Origin of the sequence: Pseudomonas sp. DCB_AW, from assembly GCF_026240895.1 — a bacterium.
Taxonomy (GTDB): domain Bacteria; phylum Pseudomonadota; class Gammaproteobacteria; order Pseudomonadales; family Pseudomonadaceae; genus Aquipseudomonas; species Aquipseudomonas kermanshahensis.
Window position 1 is genome coordinate 15,778 of sequence record NZ_JAPFCE010000010.1, and the last position, 25,687, is coordinate 41,464.

General features: G+C 63.3%; 25 protein-coding genes. 10 read left to right on the plus strand and 15 right to left on the minus strand.

Translation table 11 applies throughout. The features are described from left to right. Positions 1–17: 17 nt before the first annotated feature. Positions 18–221 carry a hypothetical protein gene (locus OO306_RS08780; protein ID WP_027594154.1) on the minus strand — a complete coding sequence of 68 codons (204 nt, stop codon included), beginning with the start codon at positions 219–221 and terminating at the stop codon, positions 18–20. Positions 222–460: 239 nt separating this feature from the next. On the opposite strand from OO306_RS08780, the gene OO306_RS08785 reads away from it, so the two are divergent. Next, positions 461–1,135 (plus strand): heavy metal response regulator transcription factor, encoded by a 675-nt coding sequence (locus OO306_RS08785; RefSeq protein WP_027594153.1) that lies wholly within the window; start codon positions 461–463, stop codon positions 1,133–1,135. Then, the gene (locus OO306_RS08790) at positions 1,132–2,514 is read left to right on the plus strand and encodes a heavy metal sensor histidine kinase (RefSeq protein ID WP_265968395.1); all 1,383 of its coding nucleotides are present in this window, start codon (positions 1,132–1,134) and stop codon (positions 2,512–2,514) included. The genes OO306_RS08785 and OO306_RS08790 overlap by 4 nt, the downstream gene beginning before the upstream one ends. A 223-nt stretch (positions 2,515–2,737) precedes the next feature. Here the strand turns inward: OO306_RS08790 and pdxJ are convergent, their stop codons facing one another. The 10 genes from pdxJ to rpoE form a co-directional block, all read right to left on the minus strand. Continuing rightward, positions 2,738–3,478, minus strand: coding sequence for a pyridoxine 5'-phosphate synthase (gene pdxJ, locus OO306_RS08795; protein WP_099430291.1), 741 nt, complete (start codon positions 3,476–3,478; stop codon positions 2,738–2,740). A 43-nt stretch (positions 3,479–3,521) separates the two neighbouring features. Then, positions 3,522–4,205 carry a DNA repair protein RecO gene (gene recO, locus OO306_RS08800; protein WP_265968396.1) on the minus strand — a complete coding sequence of 228 codons (684 nt, stop codon included), beginning with the start codon at positions 4,203–4,205 and terminating at the stop codon, positions 3,522–3,524. Between the two features lie 149 nt (positions 4,206–4,354). Next, the gene (gene era / locus OO306_RS08805; protein WP_027594149.1) at positions 4,355–5,257 is read right to left on the minus strand and encodes a GTPase Era; all 903 of its coding nucleotides are present in this window, start codon (positions 5,255–5,257) and stop codon (positions 4,355–4,357) included. Then, complete coding sequence (rnc, locus tag OO306_RS08810; protein ID WP_027594148.1) at positions 5,250–5,939, minus strand: ribonuclease III; 690 nt, start codon at positions 5,937–5,939, stop codon at positions 5,250–5,252. Before rnc ends, era begins: the two co-directional genes overlap by 8 nt. Before the next feature lie 161 nt (positions 5,940–6,100). Then, the gene (lepB, locus tag OO306_RS08815; RefSeq protein ID WP_027594147.1) at positions 6,101–6,955 is read right to left on the minus strand and encodes a signal peptidase I; all 855 of its coding nucleotides are present in this window, start codon (positions 6,953–6,955) and stop codon (positions 6,101–6,103) included. A 5-nt stretch (positions 6,956–6,960) separates the two neighbouring features. Then, positions 6,961–8,760, minus strand: a complete 1,800-nt coding sequence (gene lepA, locus OO306_RS08820; RefSeq protein WP_016498174.1) for a translation elongation factor 4 — start codon at positions 8,758–8,760, stop codon at positions 6,961–6,963. 272 nt (positions 8,761–9,032) lie between these two features. After that, entirely contained in the window at positions 9,033–10,472 is a 1,440-nt protein-coding gene (locus tag OO306_RS08825) for a DegQ family serine endoprotease (protein WP_027594145.1), read from the minus strand. A gap of 176 nt (positions 10,473–10,648) precedes the next feature. Then, positions 10,649–11,614 (minus strand): MucB/RseB C-terminal domain-containing protein, encoded by a 966-nt coding sequence (locus OO306_RS08830; protein ID WP_265968397.1) that lies wholly within the window; start codon positions 11,612–11,614, stop codon positions 10,649–10,651. A gap of 8 nt (positions 11,615–11,622) precedes the next feature. Beyond that, positions 11,623–12,219: a sigma-E factor negative regulatory protein gene (locus OO306_RS08835; RefSeq protein ID WP_099430294.1), complete on the minus strand. Its 597-nt coding sequence runs from the start codon at positions 12,217–12,219 to the stop codon at positions 11,623–11,625. A gap of 31 nt (positions 12,220–12,250) precedes the next feature. Beyond that, positions 12,251–12,832 carry an RNA polymerase sigma factor RpoE gene (gene rpoE, locus OO306_RS08840; protein ID WP_003252049.1) on the minus strand — a complete coding sequence of 194 codons (582 nt, stop codon included), beginning with the start codon at positions 12,830–12,832 and terminating at the stop codon, positions 12,251–12,253. Positions 12,833–13,265: 433 nt separating this feature from the next. On the opposite strand from rpoE, the gene nadB reads away from it, so the two are divergent. Beyond that, complete coding sequence (gene nadB / locus OO306_RS08845) at positions 13,266–14,870, plus strand: L-aspartate oxidase (protein ID WP_265968398.1); 1,605 nt, start codon at positions 13,266–13,268, stop codon at positions 14,868–14,870. Positions 14,871–15,166: 296 nt separating this feature from the next. Here the strand turns inward: nadB and OO306_RS08850 are convergent, their stop codons facing one another. Further along, entirely contained in the window at positions 15,167–15,631 is a 465-nt protein-coding gene (locus OO306_RS08850) for a protein YgfX (protein WP_265968399.1), read from the minus strand. Further along, the gene (locus OO306_RS08855) at positions 15,615–15,869 is read right to left on the minus strand and encodes a succinate dehydrogenase assembly factor 2 (RefSeq protein WP_027594141.1); all 255 of its coding nucleotides are present in this window, start codon (positions 15,867–15,869) and stop codon (positions 15,615–15,617) included. Before OO306_RS08855 ends, OO306_RS08850 begins: the two co-directional genes overlap by 17 nt. 133 nt (positions 15,870–16,002) lie before the next feature. Here OO306_RS08855 and OO306_RS08860 point away from each other — a divergent pair, with 133 nt between their 5' ends. Then, positions 16,003–16,944: a folate-binding protein YgfZ gene (locus OO306_RS08860; protein ID WP_265968400.1), complete on the plus strand. Its 942-nt coding sequence runs from the start codon at positions 16,003–16,005 to the stop codon at positions 16,942–16,944. Positions 16,945–16,999: 55 nt separating this feature from the next. Further along, complete coding sequence (locus tag OO306_RS08865) at positions 17,000–17,806, plus strand: HDOD domain-containing protein (protein ID WP_027594139.1); 807 nt, start codon at positions 17,000–17,002, stop codon at positions 17,804–17,806. A 165-nt stretch (positions 17,807–17,971) separates the two neighbouring features. Here the strand turns inward: OO306_RS08865 and OO306_RS08870 are convergent, their stop codons facing one another. Further along, positions 17,972–19,351, minus strand: coding sequence for a sensor histidine kinase (locus OO306_RS08870; protein WP_027594138.1), 1,380 nt, complete (start codon positions 19,349–19,351; stop codon positions 17,972–17,974). Next, positions 19,344–20,015: a response regulator gene (locus OO306_RS08875; protein WP_027594137.1), complete on the minus strand. Its 672-nt coding sequence runs from the start codon at positions 20,013–20,015 to the stop codon at positions 19,344–19,346. Before OO306_RS08875 ends, OO306_RS08870 begins: the two co-directional genes overlap by 8 nt. Before the next feature lie 200 nt (positions 20,016–20,215). Between OO306_RS08875 and OO306_RS08880 the strand changes: the two genes are divergently transcribed. From OO306_RS08880 to OO306_RS08900, 5 genes are all read left to right on the plus strand, one after another. Continuing rightward, the gene (locus tag OO306_RS08880) at positions 20,216–21,505 is read left to right on the plus strand and encodes an OprD family porin (protein WP_027594136.1); all 1,290 of its coding nucleotides are present in this window, start codon (positions 20,216–20,218) and stop codon (positions 21,503–21,505) included. A 32-nt stretch (positions 21,506–21,537) separates the two neighbouring features. Next, positions 21,538–22,518 (plus strand): tripartite tricarboxylate transporter substrate binding protein, encoded by a 981-nt coding sequence (locus OO306_RS08885; protein ID WP_027594135.1) that lies wholly within the window; start codon positions 21,538–21,540, stop codon positions 22,516–22,518. 139 nt (positions 22,519–22,657) lie between these two features. Beyond that, positions 22,658–23,116, plus strand: a complete 459-nt coding sequence (locus OO306_RS08890) for a tripartite tricarboxylate transporter TctB family protein (protein WP_027594134.1) — start codon at positions 22,658–22,660, stop codon at positions 23,114–23,116. Between the two features lie 3 nt (positions 23,117–23,119). Beyond that, positions 23,120–24,634 carry a tripartite tricarboxylate transporter permease gene (locus OO306_RS08895; RefSeq protein WP_027594133.1) on the plus strand — a complete coding sequence of 505 codons (1,515 nt, stop codon included), beginning with the start codon at positions 23,120–23,122 and terminating at the stop codon, positions 24,632–24,634. After that, positions 24,627–25,658: an AbrB family transcriptional regulator gene (locus OO306_RS08900; protein WP_265968401.1), complete on the plus strand. Its 1,032-nt coding sequence runs from the start codon at positions 24,627–24,629 to the stop codon at positions 25,656–25,658. Before OO306_RS08895 ends, OO306_RS08900 begins: the two co-directional genes overlap by 8 nt. Positions 25,659–25,687 lie beyond the last annotated feature (29 nt).

The window sequence follows — 25,687 nt, forward strand, 5'->3', positions numbered from 1 at the left end:
AAAGGCGGAGGTCGAAGTCAGTCCTTGACCAGTTTTTCGGTGGCTTGCTGGGTTTTGCGCTGGCGTTCCGCCAGCGCCTGGTCCGGCTGGCCATGCAGGCGTTGCTGGTCTTCGCGGAACGCCTCCCAGAACTGCCGCGAGCGTTCTGCGCCGCCCTCCGCCAGCGCGCTGGTGCTGCCCAGCGCCAGTAGCACCCACAACACATACCGAGTCAGGTTCATCAGGGTTACCTCATCGAGTGGTTCAGATGAGGCCATCCTGGGGCACGCCAGCTAACACCAAGGTGAGGCGGACATTACAGTCCTGCAAGCTGGGCGGCAGCTGTCCGGCACATGGCGACATGATTACAAATCTGTTATCCAGCGATGTCCGGGGCCCGCATGGCGTAACATTCCGGCGCTTGACCCTGTTCCCACTACAGGGCCGAGAATCGCCGTCTTTCATTCAACCGAGCCCTACCATGCGTCTACTGATCATCGAGGACGAACTGCGCACCGCCGATTACCTGCAGCAGGGGCTGCGTGAGAACGGCTACGTGGTCGACTGCGCCCACACCGGCATCGACGGCCTGCACCTGGCCCGTCAACAGGCCTACGACCTGGTGATCCTCGACGTCAATTTGCCCGAGCTGGACGGCTGGAGCGTGCTCCAGCGGCTGCGCGCTGAATCCGCCACGCGGATCATGATGCTCACCGCCCACGGTCGCCTGGCAGACCGGGTCAAGGGCCTCGACTTGGGCGCCGATGACTACCTGCTCAAGCCGTTCGAATTCCCCGAGCTGCTGGCGCGCATCCGCAGCCTGCTGCGGCGCAATGAACAGCCGCTGCAACCCACCACCCTGCGCGTCGCCGACCTCGAACTCGACCCAGGCCGGCATCGCGCCTGGCGCGGCGCCAAGCGCATCGACCTGACCGCCAAGGAGTTTTCCCTGCTGCACCTGCTGATGCGCCAGAGCGGTGAAGTGCTGTCGCGCACGCAAATCATCTCGCTGGTCTGGGACATGAATTTCGACTGTGACACCAATGTGGTCGAGGTTTCCATCCGGCGCCTGCGGGCGAAGATCGACGACCCCTTCGAAGACAAGCTGATCCATACCCTGCGCGGCGTCGGCTATGTGCTTGAGGCGCGCCATTGAAGACTGCCAGCCTGTCGTTGCGCCTAGGCCTGAGCGTGACCCTGATGGGCGCCCTGCTGGTGCTGCTGCTGGCCTGCCTGGCGGTGTTGGCGCTCGACCACGAGCTCGACAGCCGCGCGCGCAAGGACCTCGCGCGCAAGATGTTGCAGGTGGAACATAACCTGCGTGTCGACCTGCGCAGCGAGGACCTGGGCAGCCGCGCCCACCCCCTGCTCGACCTGGTCATGGGGCACGACAACCTCAGCCTCAGCGTGCTCGCGCTCGAGGGCCGCCACCCGCACCTGCTCAGCCTGGGCCCAGCCCTGGAGTCGAGCGTGGGCGCGCTGGCGACCGGCGCCCGGCTGACGTTTCACGAATGGCACGACAGCCGCGGTAACCAAATGCTGACAGCGACACGCCAGATGCGCTTGCGCGACGAAACACCAGTACGGGTGATGATGACGCTCGACCGCGCCGACGACAACGCCCTGCTCCAAGCCTACCTGCACTCGACCCTGATCGCCCTGCCCTTGCTGTTGATACTGATCGGCATCGGCGCCTGGAAGCTGGTGCAACGCAGCCTGAAACCCTTGCGCCATTTTCGCCGGGTGGCCGGCCAGGTTTCGGCCCAGGACCTCAGCCACCGCCTGCCCGACAGTGGCCTGCCACAAGAGCTGGGCGAGCTGGCCAGGGCCATCAACGTGATGCTCGACCGGCTCGACCAAGGCGTGCAACAGTTGTCGCAGTTTTCCGACGACCTTGCCCATGAGTTACGCACGCCGCTAAGCAACCTGATGGGCAAGGCCCAGGTCACCCTCAGCCGCGAGCGCGACAACGCCAACTACCGGGAAGTGCTGGAGGACAGCATCGAAGAGCTCACCCGGCTCAACCGCATCATCAACGACATGCTGTTTCTCGCCCAGGTTAGCCAGCCTCAGGCGCAAGTGGCGCTCAAGCCTCTGGCGCTGGCCGATGAGGCTGCACAGGTGGTGGAGCTGTTTGCCATCAGCGCGGAGCTCAAGGACATCGAGCTTCACCTTCAGGGCTGGGGCACGGCCTTGTGTGATCGGCTGATGTTCCAGCGTGCGTTGTCGAACCTGTTGAGCAATGCCATTCGGCATGCGCCGGCAGGCAAGCGCATAGACCTCGGTATCGAGCGCCACGCAAGCGATGTCAGGGTCTGGGTGGAAAATGAGGGCGTAGGGATTGCCGCAGAGCATCAGCCGCAGTTGTTCGAGCGTTTCTATCGCGTGGGCGCTGGGCGCTCACGGCTTGAGGGGGGCACCGGGCTGGGGCTGGCGATCGTGAAGTCGATCATGCAGTTGCATGGTGGGCGGGTCGAGGTGATGAGCAGCCCGGCAGGGCCGACCCGGTTTACCCTGGTGTTCAGAGCCGAGTGACCGGCTGCTGGTAACGGCCTTATCGCCGGCAAGCCGGCTCCCACCCGAACTGTGTAGCCTCAAAAACTAGCGCCGCACCTGTGGGAGCTGGCTTGCCAGCGATGAGGCCGGCACAAGCACCACAAGACAGTTGCTCCCACATCAACTGCGTAGGCTTCAAGGCTAGCGCTGTACCTGTGGGAGCCGGCTTGCCGGCGATGAGGCCAGTTCCGTCAACCTGCGATCAGCGCGAAGCCGCCACGATCAACGCCTTCATCTCCGCCACCGCAGCCTTGAAGCCGACGAACAGCGCATGGGCCACCAACGCGTGGCCGATGTTCAGCTCATTGATACCCTTGATCGCCGCGACTGCCTCGACGTTGTGGTAATGCAGGCCATGGCCGGCATTGACGATCAGCCCTTGGCCCACCCCGAACGCAACACCGTCCGCGATGCGCTTGAGCTCTTCAGCGACTTCAGTCGGCGTCTGTGCATCGGCGTAACGGCCGGTGTGCAGCTCGATGGCCGGCGCGCCTACGCGATGCGACGCTTCGATCTGCCGCTCGTCGGCGTCAATGAACAGCGACACTTCGGCACCGGTGCGGGCCAGGCGCTCGACTGCTGCCTTGATCCGTGCCTCTTGCCCAGCCACGTCCAGGCCGCCTTCGGTGGTCAGTTCCTGACGGGTCTCGGGTACCAGGCAGATGTGCGCCGGGCGGATCTTCTCAGCGAAGGCCATCATCTCTTCGGTGACGCCCATTTCGAAGTTCATGCGGGTCTGCAGTACATCCTTGAGCACCACCACATCGCGCTCCTGAATGTGCCGGCGGTCTTCGCGCAGGTGCACGGTGATGCCGTCGGCACCCGCTTCTTCGGCGTCCAGGGCAGCCTTGACCGGATCAGGGTAACGCGTGCCCCGGGCCTGGCGCAGCGTCGCCACGTGGTCGATATTTACGCCGAGAAGCATGCGGTTGCTGTGAGTCACGAAAGGCTCTCCTGAAGATTGAGCCCCACAGCATACGACGTGATCAACGCTTGCGAAACAGTTCCCGGCTGACCAGGGGTTTGGCACCCAGATGAACGGCCAGTGCCTGACGCATCAACCGCTTGGCTGCGAGCAGCGCCCCCGGGGCTTCCCAGTCGGCTTGCGCCAGGGCCAACAGCTCGCCCCCCAGGAACAACCCGGGCTGCAGCAACTCGACCCGCTCAAGCCCGGCATCCACGCGCAAGCGGTAGCGGCCATCGGCGGCGATCGGCAAGTCGTTCACGTCATGCTGCAACGAAAACGCATAACCGAGCTCGTCCAGCAGGCGCCATTCGAAAGAACGCAGCAACGGCTCCAGGGGGCGCCCGGCGGCCAGCGCCTGCAATGTCAGGGTGTAGTGCTCGAACAGCGCAGGGTGAGGGGCTTCGGCGGGCAGCAAACGCATGAGCAGCTCGTTGAGGTACAACCCGCTGAACAGCGCATCGCCGTGCAACCAGGCGGCGATGCCAAGTGTCTCCAGGCGGCCGACATTCTTCAGCTCGCCGCGCCCGCGCAGCTCCACTTCCAGCGGCACGAACGGCCGCACCAGGCTGCCACCTTTGCCCCGCGCACGGCGCAACACGGCCCGCACACGGCCTTGCGGCGTGAGGAAGTCCACCAGTGCGCTGGTTTCCTTGTAGGCACGACTGTGCAGCACATAGGCCGGCTGGCCGTCAGGTTGTTCCATGGCAATCACTTGTCCCAAGGCCAATCGGGCCGCTATGCGGCCCATCGCCGGCAAGCCGGCTCCTACAGGGCTCGGTAGCGCTGCGGTTGTGTGGGAGCCGGCTTGCCGGCGATGGGCTGCAAGGCAGCCCCAAGCCCATACAGCAGGGGTTACAGGTCGCCGTAGCCCAGCGAGCGCAGGGCGCGCTCATCGTCGGACCAACCGCCTTTGACCTTGACCCAGAGGTTGAGCATGACCTTGGCGTCGAACAGCACTTCCATGTCCTTGCGCGCGTCGGAGCCAATGCGTTTGATACGCTCGCCCTTGTCACCGATGATGATCTTCTTCTGGCCATCGCGTTCGACCAGGATCAGCGCATGGATGTGCAACACGTGCCCTTGCTGCTTGAACTCTTCGATCTCTACGGTGATCTGGTACGGCAGCTCCGCACCCAGCTGGCGCATGATCTTCTCGCGCACCAGTTCAGCGGCCAGGAAACGGCTGCTGCGGTCGGTGATCTGGTCTTCCGGGAAGAAGTGCTCGTTCTCCGGCAGGTGCTTGGCGATCAGGCCTTCCAGCGCCTCGAGGTTATGCCCCTGTTGCGCGGAGATCGGTACCACTTCCGCGTTCGGCAGTTGCTCCTGCAGCCATTGCAGGTGCGGAATCAGGTCGGCTTTTTCTTCCAGGCGGTCGGTCTTGTTGACCGCCAGGATGACCGGGCCGCTGACGTACTGGACGCGCTCGAGCACCAACTGGTCCTCGTCGGTCCAGCGGGTACGGTCAACCACGAAGATCACCACGTCGACGTCTTTCAGGGCTGCCGAAGCGTTACGGTTCATGTAACGGTTCAGGGCCTTGTCGTTGGCCTTGTGCATACCCGGCGTGTCGACGTAGATCGCCTGCACATCACCCTCGGTCTTGATGCCGAGCATGTTGTGGCGGGTGGTCTGCGGCTTGCGCGAGGTGATCGCCAGCTTCTGCCCGAGGATGTGGTTGAGCAAGGTCGACTTGCCCACGTTGGGGCGGCCGACAATGGCCACGTAGCCGCAGCGAGTCGGGTTGTTATCAGTCATTGCCATTCTCCACGCCCAGGGCGATCAATGCAGCCGCAGCGGCGACTTGCTCAGCGATACGCCGGCTCACACCCTGACCACGGCTCTTGTTGTTCAGCAGCACCACTTCGCATTCGACGAAGAAGGTACGGCAGTGCGGTTCGCCCTGGATATCCACCACCTCGTAGCGCGGCAGCTCACAGCTGCGCGACTGCAAGAACTCTTGCAGGCGGGTCTTGGGGTCCTTGTTGGTGTCGACCAGGGTCAGGCTTTCGAATTCATCGGCCAGCCAGGCCAGGATACGCTCCCGGGCGGTCTGCATGTCCGCGTCCAGGTAGATGGCGCCAATCAGCGCCTCCAGGGCATCGGCCAGGATCGATTCGCGGCGGAAACCGCCGCTTTTCAGCTCACCCGAACCCAGTCGTAGGTACTCGCCCAGATCAAAGCCTCGCGCCAGGCGGGCCAGGGTCTCACCCTTGACCAGACGCGCACGCAAGCGCGACAACTGGCCTTCACGGGCCTGCGGGAAGCGCTCGAACAGCGCCTCACCGGCCACGAAGTTGAGAATGGCGTCGCCCAGAAACTCCAGGCGTTCGTTATTGCGCCCGGCGTAGCTGCGATGGGTCAGGGCCAGAAGCATCTGGTCCTGGTTCTTGAAGGTGTAACCGAGCTTTCGCTCCAGTGCGGCGAGGGAAGCACTCATGCGGCCACCCGTTCGTTGTTCAACGCGTTGTTCAAATCAACATCCTGAAAGACTGTTTGGCTGTGGCCCGCCGCTGTACGCGGCGAAACTCTCGATCCCTGAGAACACAGCCTATGTCAGAAATGCATTCGGCGCTGTCTGCTGGACAGCGCCGAAGGGTATCAATGGATCAGGCCGACCCGCGACAGGTTGGGCATATGGCTGAGCTTGGGCTCTGGCCAGCTCATCCAGACCGCGAAGGCCTTGCCGACAATGTTCCGGTCCGGAACCATGCCGTGCAGTTCCTTGGGAATGTTCGGGTCATCCCAGTAACGGCTATCGTTGGAGTTGTCGCGGTTGTCGCCCATCATGAAGTAATGGCCAGCCGGTACGGTCCATTGCTGGTCCGGCGGCATGCGGTAACGGCTCATCTCCTTGCGGATCAGGTGCTCGGCCTCGCCCAGCTTCTCTTTGTACAGCTCGGCGCTGCCCAAGGTGCCCGGTTCGGTGCCCACCAGTTGTTCGGCAATGGGTTGGCCATTGACGTACAGCCGCTTGTCGTTGGTGTAGCGGATCTGGTCGCCCGGCAGGCCAACGACACGCTTGATGTAGTTGACGTTCGGGTCGCTCGGATAGCGGAACACCATCACATCGCCGCGTTGCGGGTCACCCACCTCGATGACCTTCTTGTCGATCACCGGCAGGCGAATGCCATAGGAGAACTTGTTCACCAGGATGAAGTCGCCCACTTCCAGGGTCGGTTTCATCGACCCCGAAGGGATCTGGAACGGCTCGACCAAAAACGAGCGCAGTACCAGCACGATGAACAGCACCGGGAAGAACGACTTGCCGTATTCGACCAGCAGCGGCTCCTTGTTCAGGCGCTCGACCACCGCCATCTCGGGCGGATTGACGCGCCCCTGATAGTTGGCGATTGCCGCTCGCCGGCGCGGGGCCAGGAACAGCAGGTCGATCAAGCCCAACAGGCCGCAGACAGCTACGGCGATGACTAGCAACAGCGGGAAATTTAGCGACATAGGACCTAGCTATCCAACCTGAGCACAGCAAGGAAGGCCTCTTGTGGAATCTCCACGTTGCCCACTTGCTTCATGCGTTTCTTACCGGCCTTCTGCTTCTCCAGCAGTTTCTTCTTACGGCTGACGTCACCACCGTAGCACTTGGCCAGTACGTTCTTTCTGAGCGCCTTGACGGTTGTCCGCGCGATGATCTGGCCGCCGATAGCTGCCTGGATCGCCACATCGAACATCTGCCGAGGGATCAGCTCCTTCATCTTCTCGGTCAACGCACGACCTTTGTAGGCCGCGTTGTCGCGGTGCACGATCAACGCCAGGGCATCGACCTTGTCGCCGTTGATCAGTACATCCAGTTTGACCAGGTTGGCCGACTGGTAGCGATCGAAATGATAGTCCAGCGAGGCGTAACCGCGACTGGTCGACTTGAGGCGGTCGAAGAAGTCCAGTACCACCTCGTTCATCGGCATGTCGTAACGCACCTGAACCTGGCTGCCGAGGAACTGCATGTCGCGCTGAACGCCACGTTTCTCGATGCACAGAGTGATGACGTTACCCAGGTGCTCCTGCGGCACCAGGATGGTCGCGGTGACGATCGGCTCGCGGAAGTCGGTGACGGCCGAAACATCCGGCAGCTTCGACGGGTTGTCGACGATGATGGTTTCGCCGGTTTTCAGTTCGAGCTCGTAGATCACGCTAGGCGCAGTGGTGATCAGGTCCAGGTCGTACTCACGCTCCAGGCGCTCCTGGATGATCTCCATGTGCAGCATGCCCAGGAAGCCGCAGCGGAAACCGAAGCCCAGGGCGTCGGAGCTTTCCGGCATGTACTGGAGCGAGGAGTCGTTGAGGGTCAGCTTCTGCAGCGCGTCGCGGAAGTCCTCGAAATCGTCCGAGCTGACCGGGAACAGGCCGGCGTAGACCTGTGGCTGGATCTTCTTGAAGCCCGCCAGCACTTCGACTTCCGGGGTCGAGGACAGGGTCAGGGTGTCACCAACCGGTGCACCGTGAATGTCTTTGATGCTGGCGATGATGAAGCCCACTTCACCGGCCTTGAGGTCGGCGGTCTGGGTGTGTTTCGGGGTGAAGACGCCGACGCTGTCGACCAGGTGCACCTTGCCGGTGGACTTGACCAGGATCTTGTCGCCTTTCTTGACGCGGCCCTGGCGCACGCGCACCAGCGAGACAACGCCCAGGTAGTTGTCGAACCAGGAGTCGATGATCAGCGCCTGCAGCGGCGCGTCGATTTCGCCTACCGGCGCGGGGATGGTGTGCACCAGGCGCTCGAGCACCTCGTCGACGCCCATGCCGCTCTTGGCACTGCACGCCACGGCGTCGGTAGCGTCGATGCCGATGATCTTCTCGATCTCGTCCTTGACGCGGTCCGGGTCAGCCTGGGGCAGGTCCATCTTGTTCAACACCGGCATGACCTCGAGGCCTTGCTCGATGGCGGTGTAGCAGTTGGCCACGGACTGGGCTTCGACGCCTTGACCGGCGTCCACCACCAACAGTGCGCCTTCACAGGCGGCCAGCGAGCGCGAGACTTCATAGGTGAAGTCGACGTGGCCGGGGGTGTCGATGAAGTTCAGCTGGTAGGTCTTGCCGTCTTGCGCCTTGTAATGAAGCGTGACGCTGTGGGCCTTGATGGTGATCCCGCGTTCGCGCTCCAGGTCCATGGAGTCGAGGACCTGGGCTTCCATTTCGCGCGCAGACAGGCCACCGCACATCTGGATGAAACGGTCGGCCAGCGTCGACTTGCCATGGTCGATGTGGGCGATGATGGAGAAATTGCGGATATGACTCAAATCACTCACGGGTCAACACTCGAAAAGGCTGCGAGCCGGGACGCCCGCCGAAAAATAGCCGGGAATTGTACCTCAAGCAGCAGGGATATGGGAGATTCCTGATCGGCTGTCTGTGCCAACAGTGTCGCTGGCAAGCCGCTTCGTAACGCCGCAGCGCCTTACCTGAAACCTCCACCCCACCTGTGGGAGCCGGCTTGCCGGCGATCGGACCAGCCCATTTCTCCGTAGATTCCACGAAAAAGGGCAGCCAACGCTGCCCCTTTTCCTACCTGAAGACCCGCTTATTCAGCCAGCTTGAAGGTGATAAAGCTCGCACGCCCCTGGCGCAGCACGCGCATGGACACCGAGCGGTTCTTCGGCAGGTCCTTGGCGATCTCGGTGAATTCCTTCGCCGAACCAATGGCCTGGTTGTTCAGGTGGCTGATGACGTCACCTGGACGCAGGCCGATCAATGCGGCCGGGCCATCCTGGACTTCCTTGATGACCACGCCACCCTTGAGTTCGAGGGCTTTCTTCTGCTCGGCGCTGAGATCAGCGACCGAAACACCCAGACGGTTGCTGCTGCGCTCGGCACTGCCATCTGCACCGGTACCCGTACCGATGTCAGCGTCATCGTCCGGCAGCGCACCGACGCTGACGTCCAGGTTCTGGCGCTTGCCGTTGCGGATGATCTCGAGCTTGGCCTTGTCGCCGTCCTTGAGGCTGCCGACCAGGTGCGGCAAGTCGGCCGACATGACGATCGGCTGGCCGTTCATGCTCAGGATCACGTCACCCACCTGCAGGCCACCTTTGGCGGCTGGGCCATCTTCCAGCACTTGGGCCACCAGGGCACCGGCCGGTTTGTCCAGGCCGAAGGACTCAGCCAGGTCCTTGTTGACCTCCTGAATCACCACGCCCAGCCAGCCACGGCTGACCTTGCCGTCTTTTTTCAGCTGGTTGGATACGTCGATCGCCACATCGATCGGGATCGCGAACGACAGGCCCATGAAGCCGCCCGAGCGGGTGAAGATCTGCGAGTTGATACCCACGACCTCGCCCTGCATGTTGAACAGCGGGCCGCCGGAGTTACCCGGGTTGATGGCAACGTCAGTCTGGATGAACGGCACGTAGGTGTCGTTAGGCAGGGTACGGCCCTTGGCACTGACGATACCTTTGGTCACCGAATGGTCGAAGCCGAACGGCGAACCGATGGCCAGCACCCACTCACCCACTTTGAGCTTCTCGGAGTCGCCCAGCTTGACGGTCGGCAGGTTCTTGCCTTCGACCTTGAGCAGCGCGACATCGGTGCGTGGGTCGGTGCCGACCAGCTTGGCTTGCAGCTCGCTGCGGTCCGACAGGCGGACGATGATCTCGTCGGCGTCGGCCACCACATGGTTGTTGGTCAGTACGTAGCCATCGCTGGAAATGATGAACCCCGAGCCCAGCGACTGGGCTTCACGCTGACGATCACCGCGCGGCGAGCGGGGCTGTTGCGGCATGTTGCGCTCGAAGAATTCGCGGAACATCGGCGGCAGGCCTTCGAGGTCCGGCATCTGCCCTGCGGCGATGCGGCGGTCCGGCAGCTTCTGCTTGGTACTGATGTTGACCACGGCCGGCGAGGCTTGCTCGACCAACGTGGTGAAGTCTGGCAGGGCTTCCTCGGCCTGGGCGGTGAGCACCTGGCCGAGCATAAGCACGGCGGCGAACATCGATAGGTAGGATTTCAAGCGTGGTATAGACATACGGCTCCCGTCACAACGAGCGTGGTTAGCGTAAGGCCCCTGCACAAGCAGGAAAGGCCAGGCTCCAAGAAGCCTGACCTATAGAAAATTTACGGAAAGATTGCAAATGACAATGCTTTAATTTCATTTCAGGAGCATGTCTCTCACGCCGGAAACCACCTGAAAAGCGCACGCCATCATTGCCGCGCCTGGGCATCCTGAGGCCGCATCGACAGCGCAATGCGCTCTGCAGTACCCAGGGGTATTTCACCTACCACAGTGACCAGGACCTTGCCCTTCGGCGTGTTCAGGCGGCGCGATACCGCCACGGTTGGCCCGAGTTGCACGCGTGTGTCGGTGCCTGAGTTGTCGTTGACTGGCTCGAGGAATACCGAAACGCGCGCCAGGCCATCGTCATACATCAGGCTGCTGACCGTGCTGTTGCGGGACGGGTCGCGGCGCACCGAGCTGTTGACCAGCTCAAAACCCGGCGGCAGCCAGTCCGAGCGCCAGCCGGCGACGGTTTCCTGGCCGGTACTGGTGCCCCGCTCCACCGGTTTGCAAGCGGCACTGGGGCGCAAGTCATCCGCGGTAGGCAGGTCATCGGTATCGAGGCGGGTCATCTGGAAGCGCTCAAGCAATTGCCCCTTGTCGTTGAGCATCAACGAGCGCAGCGGCAAGCCGGTGCTGCGGTCAAGGTGCAACTCGAACGCATAACGGTGCTGGTCGCGCGGTGTGAGGGTGACGATCACCGCATCGCGCCCGGCGACACGTGACTTGCCCGCCACAGCCAGATCGTACCAGCCCATCAACTTGAGGGGGTCCAGCGCACGCGGCGCCGCATCGGGCGGCGTCGTAACGCCGTTAACCAAGGCACCACTGACGCACGCAACCTTGCCATCCACGCGCACGATTTCCTGGGCAGTGCCATCGAGCTGCAGCAGCCGCTCGCTGACCTTGCCGTCCTCAACCCTGTGCCAGATATCGTGGGAAGAAAAGCTGCCGTTACGCTCGTAGACGAAAGAGCCTTGGTAGCTTTGCTTTTGCTCGGCCTGTGCCAGCTTGTTCAGCCACTCATTCGCCTCGGGCGAAGAGTTGGCCGCCAACGCTGGCACCGTCATGCAGCTGCCTATCAGCAGCGACAGGAGAGGTAGCGCGCGCATGATCCTCCTTACTTAGCGGGGTTATCCAGGCTGGCGGCGCGGGCATACGGCAACGCGGTTTCGCTGCCCTTGAGCGCAGATTCCTGGGCGTGCTGGCGCAGGTAGCCTGGCAGACGCTGATCCCAGCCGGCCTGGTTCTGCAGCACACCGTTGGCCATCGGCCCGGTCGGTTGCTCACTGCTTTCACTATAGCCTGCCAATACCGCCGGGCCTTGAGTTTGTGGCACGCTCAGCCCCTGCTGCGCAGGTTGCTGGGAGGCAAGCTCTGCACCGGTGATTTCGTCCTGGTTGTACATGCGCACACCCGCCAGCACGGCAACCGTCACCGAGGCAGCGACTGCCAGGCGAGCGACGCTGCGCCATGGGCCTTTATTGACCTTGGCCGGTACCGCTTCGTCAGCCAACGCTGCCGACACCGCCGAGGCGATATCGAGGTTGGGCAGCAGCAGTTCCTTGTGCATCGCTGCGCGAGCGACCTGGTAACGCGACCAGGTGGCACGGGTTTCGGCATCGTCGACGGCACTCAGTACCCGACGTAATTCCAGTTCGTCCGCTTCGTTATCCATTACCGCGGACAGCGATTCCTGCAACGCTTCACGACTCATGGCGGTTCCTCTCTTGGCTGTAGCCGCTGTCTCAGGTTTCCTGCAACAACGGCTGCAGGGCTTTATCTATGGCCTCCCGAGCGCGGAAGATTCGAGAGCGCACGGTACCCACCGGACATTGCATGACACTGGCAATGTCTTCATAACTCAATCCGTCGAACTCGCGCAGGGTCAATGCCGTGCGCAGGTCCTCGGGCAGTTGCTGGATGGTGCGATGGACCGTGCCTTCGATTTCATCCCGCAACAACGAGCGCTCTGGGGACTCGAGATCCTTGAGACCATGATCGCCGTCGTAAAACTCCGCATCCTCGGAGCTCACATCACTGTCTGGTGGCCGTCTTCCACGGGACACCAGGTAGTTCTTCGCCGTGTTGATGGCGATGCGGTACAGCCAGGTATAAAACGCACTGTCTCCGCGAAAATTGCCAAGCGCACGGTAGGCCTTGATAAAGGCTTCCTGTGCTACATCCTGGGCCTCGTGGGTATCGTGAACGAACCGCACGATCAACCCGAGAATCTTGTGCTGATACTTCAGCACCAACAGATCGAAAGCTCGCCTGTCACCGCGCTGCACGCGCTCGACAAGCTGCTGATCCTCTTCCTGGGTTAGCATGAACACTCCTCGGTAGACTCGAAGGAGCGTTGCAACAGCCATCGTTCAGGCTTGCAAACATAGACTCGGGCTTTGCGCAAAAGTTCTCCCCTCCAAGCAAGTTTCCTGCAGCCCTTGGTCGGCTCGCACGGAAGACGCGGCGCGGTCACGGCCGGCAACGTCAATAATCAGGTTTCGAATACGCAGGTGTCAGCCCGAATAGAGCTGCCGCCGTGCGTCGCCGCGACATTTGTGGCGTGCGGGCAGCCTTCATAGGATTTCCGTAGCTGTCGGAAAGTTCCCACAAGGTCGCTGCTTCCTGGCAAGTGGCATGGAAATTGGCCACCCGGGGCTGCTATAAAGGCAACCCGGCCTGGTTTAACGATAGTTTCACAATGCCATCGGCGCGTGACTATTGTGCCGTGCCCCTTCCGTAGATTACTAGTGTCCCGACATGAGCCAACAATTCCAACATGATGTCCTGGTGATCGGCAGCGGCGCCGCCGGTCTCAGCCTGGCACTGAACCTCCCCAGCCACCTGCGTATCGCCGTGCTCAGCAAAGGCGACCTGGCCAATGGCTCGACCTATTGGGCCCAGGGCGGTGTTGCCGCCGTGCTGGACGACACCGACACTGTACAGTCGCATGTCGAGGACACCCTCAATGCCGGCGGCGGCCTGTGCCATGAAGATGCCGTGCGCTTCACCGTCGAGCACAGCCGCGAAGCCATCCAGTGGTTGATCGAGCAAGGCGTGCCCTTTACCCGGGATGAACAGCACGGGGTCGACGATGGGGGCTTCGAGTTCCACCTGACCCGCGAAGGTGGCCACAGCCACCGGCGCATCATCCACGCCGCCGATGCCACAGGCGCCGCGATCTTCACCACCTTGCTGGCCCAGGCCCGCCTACGCCCGAACATCCAGCTGCTGGAGCAGCGCGTGGCGGTCGACCTGATCACCGAGCGCCGCCTGGGCCTGCCCGGCGAGCGCTGCCTGGGTGCCTACGTGCTAAACCGCAATAGCGGCGAAGTGGACACCTACGGGGCGCGCTTCACCGTGCTCGCCACCGGTGGCGCGGCCAAGGTCTACCTGTATACCAGTAACCCGGACGGTGCCTGCGGCGACGGTATCGCCATGGCCTGGCGCGCGGGCTGCCGGGTGGCCAACCTTGAGTTCAACCAGTTCCACCCAACCTGCCTGTACCACCCCCAAGCCAAGAGCTTCCTGATTACCGAGGCCCTGCGCGGTGAAGGCGCCCTGTTGCGCCTGCCCAACGGCGAGCGCTTCATGCCACGCTTCGACCCCCGCGAAGAACTGGCCCCGCGTGACATCGTGGCCCGCGCCATCGACCACGAGATGAAGCGCCTGGGTGTGGACTGCGTGTACCTGGACATCACCCACAAGCCGGCCGATTTCATCAAAGGCCACTTCCCCACCGTTTACGAACGCTGCCTGGCCTTCGGCATCGACATCACCCGCCAGCCGATCCCGGTAGTCCCTGCAGCCCACTACACCTGCGGCGGTGTAGTGGTGGACGACCGCGGGCATACCGACGTGCCCGGGCTGTATGCCATCGGTGAGACCAGCTTTACCGGCCTGCATGGCGCCAACCGCATGGCCAGCAACTCGCTGCTCGAATGCTTTGTCTATGGCCGCGCCGCTGCCGCCGACATCCAGGCGCACCTGGAACAGGTCGACATGCCCAAAGCCCTGCCCGGCTGGGATGCCAGCCAGGTAACGGACTCGGACGAGGATGTGATCATCGCGCACAACTGGGACGAGCTGCGGCGCTTCATGTGGGACTATGTCGGCATCGTGCGCACCAGCAAGCGCCTACAGCGCGCCGAACACCGCATCCGCCTGCTGCTCGACGAAATCGACGAGTTCTACAGCAACTACAAGGTCAGCCGCGACCTGATCGAGCTGCGCAACCTCGCTCAGGTGGCGGAACTGATGATTCGTTCGGCGATGCAGCGCAAGGAAAGCCGCGGGTTGCATTACACGCTGGATTATCCGGGGATGCTGGACGAGGCTAAAGACACCATCCTCAGCCCGGTCTGAAAGCTGCAGCGGTCTGGTCTGAAAGCTGCAGCGCCTGTGAGATCGAGCGCCGCCCGCGCGGCGCTTCGCAGCACAAGGCTGCTCCCACATCTGTTTCGGGCCAGTAAAGCCTGTGAGAGAGGCGCGCGACCGCCTTGTTTGTTCGACTCGATATCGTGTCAGGCGCCAAGGGGCCGCGCGCCAATGCCTCAGGAATAATTGGCCCGAAACAGATGTGGGAGCAGCCTTGTGCTGCGAAGCGCCGCGCGGGCGGCGCTCGATCTCACAGGCACTGAACCTGCCACGGTGAAAACCTATCAGCCCTGAATCGCTCCCACCTCAGCCCAGCGCCGCCGGCTGAACTTCAGCCTTACCCGCAACCGCCGATGCTCATCAGCCCCGAGGGCATCCCTGGGAACGCACTGCCCCTCCCCCAGCCAACGCCCCTCCCGCACAAACCGCACGACCACCATCCCCGGCAACGCAACGCTGTCCCGGCACAAACGCACCGGCTGCCAACCCTGGGCGCGGCTGAATACCCGCCAACCAAGCAGGTCTCGGCGCAGCCCGGTAACCGCATGCGGATGCGTGAGCAAAATGCGTCGGGGGATGGCCCAGCAGGCGTGGGCGACAGACGCGGCAGTGGCCGCCAGGGACAGCCACCAGGGCAACGCGCTCACCCATACAGTGAACAGCGCCAGCACCTGGCAACTCAGGTAGGCCGTTAGCAGCAGGCACGAGCCTTGCCAACGGCTTTCGAAAAACTCACTTGGGCTGGACACGGTCCAGGATGATGCGGACCATGCGCTGCAGCTCCGGGTCTTCAGACTCGGTGCGCTCCATGAACCAGCCGAACATGTCCTGATCTTCGCAGCTCAACAGGCGTACATAGAGTTCGCGGTCGGCTTCGTTGAGGGTGGCGTAGACTTCCTGGGTGAAAGGCACCAACAGTACGTCCAGTTCCAGCATGCCGCGGCGGCTGTGCCAGAAAAGCCGGTTGAGTTCAGTTTGTTCGACCATGGGGCCCTCCTCGAATGGCCCGCCAGTATACAGCCAGGCGAGCGAAGCGGCACAGGGCGTTGGTCTAGTCACCTACCTATTTTGTTACTGGCGTTCTATGATGGCCGCCAGTCTTTAGCCACCGCGATGACCCATGGCCGATTCCGCTTTCTTCAGCCCCCTGTCCCACGAGGGCATCCTCGCCGTCCGCGGCTCCGACGCAGGCAAGTTCCTGCAGGGCCAGCTGACCTGCAACATCAACTACCTCAGCCAGGAACATGCCAGCCTCGGTGCCCGCTGCATGGTCAAAGGGCGCATGCAATCGAGTTTCCGCATCGTGCCCGAAGGCAATGGCTACCTGCTGGCCATGGCCAGTGAGCTGCTCGATGCCCAATTGGCCGACCTCAAGAAGTACGCCGTGTTCTCCAAGGCCACCCTCAGCGACGAGAGCGCCGCCTGGGCGCGCTTTGGCCTGCAGGGCGGCGAGGCGGCACTGCAAGCCTTGGGCTTGACGCCGCCGGTCGAAGCAAGCGCCACCGTGCGCCACGAGGGCCTGATCGCCATCGCCGTGTCCGCAGGCCGTGTCGAGCTGTGGGTACCTGCCGAGCAGGCCGCCAACGTAGGCGCGGCACTCGCCGCCAGCCTGCCTGAAGGCAGCCTCAACGACTGGCTGCTGGGCCAGATCCGCGCAGGTATTGGCCAAGTCATGGGCCCTACCCGCGAGCTGTTCATCCCGCAGATGATCAACCTGCAGGCCGTGGACGGCGTCAGCTTCAAGAAGGGCTGCTACACCGGCCAGGAAATCGTTGCCCGCATGCAGTACCTGGGCAAGCTCAAGCGCCGTCAGTATCGCCTGGCGCTCGATCAACAGGACATCCCCGCGCCAGGTGCCGAGATTTTCTCGCCCACCCATGGCTCGTCGGTCGGTGAAGTGGTGATAGCGGCCAATACCGGTACCGGTTGCGAGTTGCTCGCGGTGCTCAGCGCCGATGCGGTGGCCGATGACAACCTGCACCTGGGCAGCCTGGAAGGGCCACGCCTGCACGTGCTGAGCCTGCCCTACGAACTGGACCGCGACCGGGAAATCCAGCGCTGACCAGCCTGCCCCGTCCGCGTGACGGGGCCGCACCACCACTGCGGTAGAGAAGTCCATGAACAAGCTGGCCGAGATGGTTCAAGCACAGTTGCTCGATGCCATCGAAAAGGATGACCTGGTCCTGCCGACCCTGCCCGAGGTTGCCTTGAGCATCCGCGAGGCCGCCGAGGATAGCGAGATCAGCGTGTCGGCCCTGAGCAAGGTGATCGGTCGCGACGCGGCCCTCTCGGCGCGCCTGATCAAAGTCGTCAACAGCCCACTGTTGCGCGCTGCGGTAGAGGTCACTGACCTGCATACCGCAATTACTCGCCTAGGCATCAACTACAGCTGCAACCTGGCCATCGGCCTCGTGATCGAACAGATCTTTCATGCCCGCTCGCCGGCTGTTGAGCAAAAGCTGCGCGATATCTGGGTCAACAGCCTGGAAGTGGCAGGCATCAGCTACGAAATCTGCCGCCGTTTCACCCACCTCAAACCCGACCAGGCGACCCTCGGTGGGCTGGTCAACCAGATCGGTGCCCTGCCGGTGCTGATTTACGCCGAAGAACATAACGAGCTGCTGTCCGACCCGGTCTGCCTGCACTACGTGATCGAGCAGATCCAGCCCGTGCTGGGTGACAAGATCCTCAAGGCGTGGGAGTTTCCCGAGCAATTGGTCAACCTGCCGAGCCAGGTTCAGGACCTCGACCGGCAGACGGACAAGGTCGACTATATCGACGTCGTGCAGATCGCCCGCTGCATCAGCCAACGTGGGCGTAGCCGGCCACTGGCCGCGTTGCCGGCGTACCGACACCTGGGGCTGCCGTTCGGCACCGAACTGGAAGTCGAAGAGCTGCTTGAGGCGCGGAGCCTGTTGCGCTAGGCCGCCAAAAGCCCGCGACACCTCCCCTCCTGCACGATTCAGGTAGGAGCAGCCTTGTGCTGCGAAGAGGCCGGTAACAGCACAGCAAATCTTCGCTGCAGTCACTGGCCCTTTCGCAGCACAAGGCTGCTCCTACAGTGCCGACGGGCCAATGGAAATGAAACCCTAGTCAGCGATAAAACTCACCCGCACCCGCAAGCCGCCCTTCTCGCCATCGTGCAGGCTGATCTGCGCCAGGTGCGCGCGGCAGATCTCGCCGACAATCGCCAACCCCAGCCCACTGCCTTGAGCACTGCGGCGGTAGAAGCGCTCGAACACCCGTTCGCGCTCATCCTCGGGAATACCCGGGCCGTCATCCTCGACCTCCAGCACCGCCGGCGCCAGCACCCGCAAAATCACGTTGCCACCGGCCGGGGTATGCGCCAAGGCGTTATCCACCAGGTTGCTCAGCAGTTCGTTGAGCAAGGTCGGCTCACCCTTGAGCCACACGGGCGCCTCGGCCTCCAGGGCCAATGCCACGCCACGGTTATGCGCCAAGGGCGCCATGGCCATGCCCAGTTCGCGGGCCAACTGGCTGAGGTCCAGGCGCTGCGCGCCACCTTCGGCGATTGCCCGGGCGCCATTCTCGACCCGTGCCAATGACAACAGTTGGTTGGCCAGGTGGGTCAAGCGGTCGGTGCCTTGAGCGGCTGATTCCAACGTCTGCCGCCACTCCTGCGGCTCGGATGAACGCAAGCCCAACTCGACCCGCGCCTTGAGCGCCGCCAAGGGCGTGCGCAACTCGTGGGCGGCGTCGGCGATGAACTGGGCTTGGCGCTCGAACTGCCCGCGCAAGCGCTCGGTAAAGTGGTTCAAGGCCCGCACCAGTGGGCCCAGTTCGCGCTGCACCTGCACCACCGGCAAAGCCCGCAGGTCATCGGGTTGGCGCTCTTCCACGGCGGTGCGCAGGCGCTCCAGCGGGCGTAGCGCGGCACTGACCGCAAACCACACCATCACCAAAGCGCCCAGTGCCAGCATTCCAAGGCGCAGCAGGGTATCGGCCATCAGCCCGCGCGCCATGCGCACCCGCGCTTCTTCGGTCTCGGCCACGCGAATTTCCGCCATGCCGTTCATGTTCGGCTCGCTGACCGGCTTGAGCAGGCTGACCACGCGCACGTCCTGGCCGAGGTACGTCGCGTTGTAGAACCGCGCCAGCGCCGGGTAGTCGTCGGTGCGCGGCGTGCCAGGCGGCGGCGCTGGCAGGTTCTCGTAGCCCGAAATCAAGCGCTGCTTGATGTCCAGCACCTGGTAGTAGATACGCCCGGCACTGTCGTAGGCGAAGGTATCCAGGGCCACATAGGGCACGTCCGCGCTCAACGAGCCGTCGCGTTGCGACAAGCCCGCGGCGATGGTCCGTGCCGAGGCCAGCAAGGTCCGGTCGTACGCCGTGTCGGCGGCTTCACGGCCGTTCCAGTAGGCGCTCAGGCCGCTGGCCAGCATCAACACCACCAGCAACAGTGCCAGGTTGCCCAGCAGCCGCCCGCGCAAGCTGCCGTTGTCACGCATCGCGATGCTCGAGCAGATACCCCAGGCCACGGAAGGTGACAATCGCCACCGGGTGGCCGTCGAGCTTCTTGCGCAGGCGGTGGATGTAGATTTCGATGGCGTCGGGGCTGGCTTCTTCGTCCAGGCCAAACACCTGGGCGGCCAGTTGCTCCTTGCTCATCACCCGGCCTGGGCGGGCGATCAGCGCTTCAAGCACGCTCTGTTCACGCGAGGTCAGGGTCAGGTTGTCCTCGCCCAGGCTGAAGCGCCGGGTATCCAGGTCGTACACCAACGGCCCGCAACGCTGCTGGCGTTCGCCACCTAGCACGCTGCGGCGCAGCAAGGCCTTGACCCGGGCTTCCAGCTCAGTCAGTTCGAACGGCTTGGCCAGGTAATCGTCAGCCCCCAGGTTCAGCCCGTGGACCCGGTCCTTGACGTCACTGCGCGCGGTCAGCATCAGCACCGGCAGGGTCTTGCCGCGGCCACGCAAACGCGCCAGCACTTCGAAGCCATCCATGCGCGGCAAGCCAACATCGAGCACGGCAACGGCATATTCCTCACTGGCCAGGGCCAGGTCGGCAGCCACGCCGTCATGCAGTACATCCACGGTCAGGCCGTGACTTTTCAAGGCCTGGGCCACGCTTTCGGCCAGTTGCAGGTGGTCTTCGACCAGCAGCACACGCATCGGATTCTCCCTGCTCGGGTGGGGCGGTGGCGCGGAGTGTACCGCTGTCGACCGGCCTGTGAAGCCCCTTCTGACAAACCTTTCACGCTGAAAGGTTAGCGAAAGGTTCGTTACCTAGCATCGCACCACGGTCGCCCCACGCGCCGAAAAAAGCACCAGCAAGGTGCAACGAATAAGAACAATAAACGGAGTCATCGACGATGCTGTCATCGCAGCCGCAGGCATTCGTGCCTACCCGTTCCTTTGCCGCACGCCCTTCTGCCATCGCCAGCGCCCTTGCGCTCGCCGGTGTCGCGCCCATGAGCCAGGCCGCCTTCTTCGAAGACAGCACGGCGACCTTCGAAACCCGCAACATGTACTTCAACCGCGACTTTCGCGACGGCACCAGCGCGCAGCAATCCAAGCGCGACGAATGGGCCCAGGGTTTCATGCTCAACTTCGAGTCCGGCTACACCGACGGCACTGTAGGCTTTGGCCTGGATGCGCTGGGCATGCTGGGCATCAAGCTCGACTCCAGCCCCGACCGCACCGACACCGGCCTGCTGCCGACCCATGACGACGGCAAGGCCGCCGACGAATACTCCAAGCTCGGCCTGACCGGCAAGGTCAAAGTCTCCAAGACCGAATTGAAGATCGGCACGCTGATCCCCGAGCTGCCGACCCTGCAGCCCAACGACGGGCGCATCCTGCCGCAAACCTTCGAAGGCGGCTTGCTCACCTCGAAAGAAATCAGCCACCTGACCTTCACCGGCGGGCGTCTGGAAAAGGCCAAGGACCGCAACGACACCAACTGGGAAGACCTGGCCCTCAACAACAAGAACGGCCGCTTCGGTGGCACCTTCACCGCCGACAACCTCGACCTCGCGGGCCTGGACTACCAGTTCACCGATCGCATCACCGGCAGCTACCACTTCGCCCAACTCGACGACATCTACCGCCAGCACTTCCTCGGCATGGTCGCCACCCAGCCGTGGGGGCCGGGCACCTTGGGCGCTGACCTGCGCCTTGCCGTGAGTGACGATGCCGGCGCCGCCAAGGCCGGCAACATCGACAACACCACCGTCAACGGCATGCTCAGCTACGCCCTGGGCGGGCACAAGGTCAGTGCCGCCTACCAGCACCTGTCCGGCGACAGCGCCTTCCCCTACATCGATGGCGCCGACCCGTACCTGGTCAACTTCGTGCAGATCAACGACTTCGCCGGTGCCGACGAGCACTCCTGGCAGATGCGCTACGACTACAACTTCGCGGCCCTGGGTATCCCTGGCCTGACCTTCATGACCCGTTACATCAGCGGCGACAACGTCAGCCGCGCCGATGGCAGCGAGGGCAAGGAGTGGGAACGCAACACCGAGTTCAAGTACGTGGTACAAAGCGGCCCGTTGAAAAACGTCGCCGTGCGCTTGCGCAACGCCACCTTCCGCTCGAATTTTGCCCGCGACGCCGACGAAGTGCGGCTGCTGGTGAGCTACAGCGTGGCCCTGTGGTAACCCAATAACAACAACGCTCACGGAGATTGACGATGACCTTTTCACTGCGCCGCCTCGTCCTCGCTACCGGCTGCCTGCTGCTGGCCGGCAACGCCCTCGCTGCCGAACCGAAACGCCCTGAATGCATCGCCCCTGCCTCGCCCGGCGGTGGCTTCGACCTGACCTGCAAACTGGTGCAGAGCGCCCTGGTGCAGGAGAAAATCCTCAGCAAGCCCATGCGTGTCACCTACATGCCCGGCGGCGTCGGCGCGGTGGCCTACAACGCCGTGGTGGCCCAGCGCCCAGGGGATGCCGGCACTCTGGTGGCGTGGTCCAGTGGCTCGCTGCTGAACCTGGCCCAAGGCAAGTTCGGCCGCTTCGACGAGAACGCGGTCAAGTGGTTGGCAGCCGTCGGCACCAGCTACGGTGCCATCGCCGTGAAGAGCGATTCGCCCTACAAAACCCTCGACGACCTGGTTGCTGCCCTGAAGAAAGACCCGAGCAAGGTTGTGATCGGCTCCGGTGGCACGGTCGGCAGCCAAGACTGGATGCAAACCGCACTGATCGCCAAGGCCGCCGGCATCAACCCGCGTGACCTGCGTTACGTGGCCCTGGAAGGCGGCGGTGAAATTGCCACTGCATTGCTGGGCGGGCACATCCAGGTCGGCTCCACCGACATCTCCGACTCCATGCCGCACATCCAGAGCGGCAACATGCGCATCCTCGCGGTGTTCTCCGAAAACCGCCTGGACGAGCCAGAGATGAAAGACATCCCTACCGCCAAGGAGCAGGGCTACGACATCGTCTGGCCGGTGGTACGCGGCTTCTACCTGGGGCCGAAGGTGAGCGACGAGGACTACGCCTGGTGGAAGGCCTCGTTCGACAAGATGCTGGCCTCGGAAGACTTCGCCAAGCTGCGTGACCAGCGCGAGCTGTTCCCGTTCGCCATGACCGGCGAAGAGCTGGACGGCTATGTGAAGAAGCAGGTGGCTGACTACAAGGCACTGGCCAGGGAATTCGGCCTGATTCAGTAACTCGCCGACTACCTGAACAGATCCCTGTGGGAGCGGGCTTGTCCCGCGAAGCTGGCACCTCGGTGCATGGCACCGGCTTTGCCGGTGTTCGCGGGGCAAGCCCGCTCCCACAGAGTCCGCGTCCAACGAGGATTCCCCGATGATCCTGCAACGCCTCTTCGCCCTGGTCCTGCTGGCGGTATGCGCCGCCCTGGCCGTGATGGCCTGGCCGTACCAGGCTGCGTTTTCCTACGAACCGGTTGGCCCGCGGGCCTATCCGCTGCTGATGCTCGGCCTGATGGGCCTGGGCCTGCTTTACCTGGCCATCCGCCCAACGCCCATCGTGCGCAAAGACGACGAGCCAGAACTGGACCGCGAAACCCTGATCAAGATCGCCGCCTGTGTCGGCCTGCTGATCGTCTTCGCTGCCACCTTCGAACCTCTGGGTTTCATCCTCAGCGCCATCCTGGTCGGCCTGCCCATGGCCCGGCTGTACGGCGGCCGCTGGCTGCACAGCGCCATCGTCGTGGTCGGCATGAGCCTGTTCCTCTACTGGCTGTTCGACCGCGTGATGGACGTGCCCCTGCCCCTTGGCCTGCTGAGCGTACTGGAGAACTGACACATGGATACCTTGAGCTACCTGGGCCAGGGCTTCGGCGTCGCCCTGAGCCCGTACAACCTGGTCACCGCCCTCAGTGGCACCCTGATCGGCACCGTGGTCGGCCTGCTGCCGGGCCTGGGCCCGATCAACGGCGTGGCCCTGCTGATCCCCATCGCCTTTGCCTTGGGCCTGCCGCCTGAGTCGGCGCTGATTCTGCTGGCTGCGGTGTACCTGGGCTGCGAATACGGCGGGCGCATCAGTTCGATCCTGCTGAACATCCCGGGCGAAGCTTCGACCGTGATGACCACCCTCGACGGCTACCCGATGGCCCGCCAGGGCCTGGCAGGCGTTGCCCTGTCGCTGTCTGCCTGGAGTTCGTTCATCGGCGCCTTCATCGCCACCTGCGGCATGGTGCTGTTCGCCCCGCTGCTGGCGAAATGGGCGATCGCCTTCGGCCCGGCGGAATACTTCGTGCTGATGGTGTTCGCCATTGTCGCCTTGGGCGGCATGGCCGGCGACAAACCGTTGAAGACCTTCATCGCTGCGCTGATCGGCCTGTTCCTGTCGGCGGTCGGCATCGACGCCAACAGCGGCGTCTACCGCTTCACCGGTGACAGCGTGCACCTGGCCGACGGCATCCAGTTCGTGGTGCTGGTGCTGGGGCTGTTCTCGATCAGCGAAATCCTCCTGCTGCTGGAAAAGACCCACCATGGCCACCAGGCGGTCAAGGCCACTGGGCGCATGCTGTTCAACGTCAAGGAAGCGGCTTCGGTGTTCGCAGTGAACATCCGCTGCGGCCTGCTCGGCTTCATCATGGGCGTGCTGCCAGGTGCCGGCGCGACCCTGGCCAGTGCCGTGGCCTACATGACCGAGAAGCGTATCGCTGGCGAAAGCGGCAAGTTCGGCAAGGGTGATGCCCGTGGCCTGGCCGCGCCAGAAACCGCTATCGGCGCCTCCTGTTGCGGCGCCTTGGTCCCCATGCTGACCCTCGGCGTGCCAGGTTCGGGCACCACCGCGGTGATGATCGGCGCACTGACCCTGTACAACATCACCCCCGGCCCGCTGTTGTTCGAACAGCAGCCAGACATCGTCTGGGGCCTGATCGCCTCGTTGTTCATCGCCAACATCATGCTGGTGATCCTCAACATCCCGATGATCCGCATCTTCACCCGCATCCTCGCCGTACCGAACTGGGCGCTGGTGCCGGTCATCGCAATCATCACCGGGATCGGCGTGTATGCCGTGCACGCCACCACCTTCGACCTGTTCCTGATGGTCGGCATCGGCATCATGGGCTACATCCTGCGCAAGCTGGACTTCCCGCTGTCGCCGATCCTGCTCGGCTTCATCCTCGGCGGGCTGATGGAGCAGAACCTGCGCCGTGCGCTGTCGATCTCCAACGGTGAGCTGGGCATCCTCTGGTCCAGCCCGATCAGCATGGGCGTGTGGGTCCTGGTGGTGTGCATGCTGTGCCTGCCGCTGCTGCGTATCTGGCGCAAGCGCAGCCTGCAGCGCCGGGCCATGGCTGATGCCTGATCGGTCCTTGCCCCTGTATTGGGCTACCGGGCTGCTCGGCCTTGCTGGTGGGTATCTCGCCAGCACGGTCGGCTGGCCTTTGCCCTGGATGGTCGGCGCGTTGTTGGCGATCATCCTGGTGCGCTGCCTGACCCCCTGGCAGCTGTCGGAAATCCCCAATGGGCGCAAATGCGGGCAATGCATCATCGGCCTGGGCATCGGCCTGCACTTCACCCCCGCCGTGATCGAACAGGTGGGCAGCCACTTTCTGCTGATCTTCTTTGGCGCGCTGTTCACTACCCTATCCAGCGTGATCAGCGTGTGGTTGCTGCGACGTACCGGCGAAGACCGCGCAACCGCCTTCTTCGCCAGCATGCCGGGCGGTTCGGGTGAGATGGTCAACCTGGGCGCGCGCAATGGCGCGGTGCTCAGCCAGGTGGCGGCGGCGCAAAGCCTGCGTGTGTTGGCAGTGGTGCTGTGCGTGCCGGCGCTGTTCAAGTTCCTGATGGGTGACGGTGTACCGCTCAATCATGCCGGCAGTGTTAGCTGGGGCTGGCTAGCGTTGATCGCCCCGCTGGGTATAGCCGCGGGCTTTATCTGGCAGCGGTTGCGCCAGCCCAACCCCTGGCTGTTCGGGCCGCTGCTGGTGGCGGCGACGGTTAGCCTGGCGGGCAACCTGCAGATCGGCCTGCCTGATGGCGCGAGTCAAATCGGCCAGTGGCTGATTGGCAGCGGCCTGGCCTGCCACTTCAACCGCGCGTTTTTCCGCCGCGCACCTTCGTTTCTGGGCCGTACGTTGCTGGCCACGGCGCTGTGCATGTTGATTGCCGGCAGCGCAGCGTGGGGGTTGAGCGTGATGACGGCGCTAGACCTGCGTTCGCTGACCCTGGGGATGATGCCCGGCGGGATTGCGGAGATGAGCCTGACGGCGGAGACCCTGCAACTGTCGGTGCCGTTGGTGACAGCGCTGCAAGTGATGCGGTTGTTGTTCGTGTTGTTTTTGGCAGAGCCGCTGTTCCGGCTCTGGAACGCAGAAAAAGCCTGAAACACCGCGTCGCCTGCTCCACGGTGTTT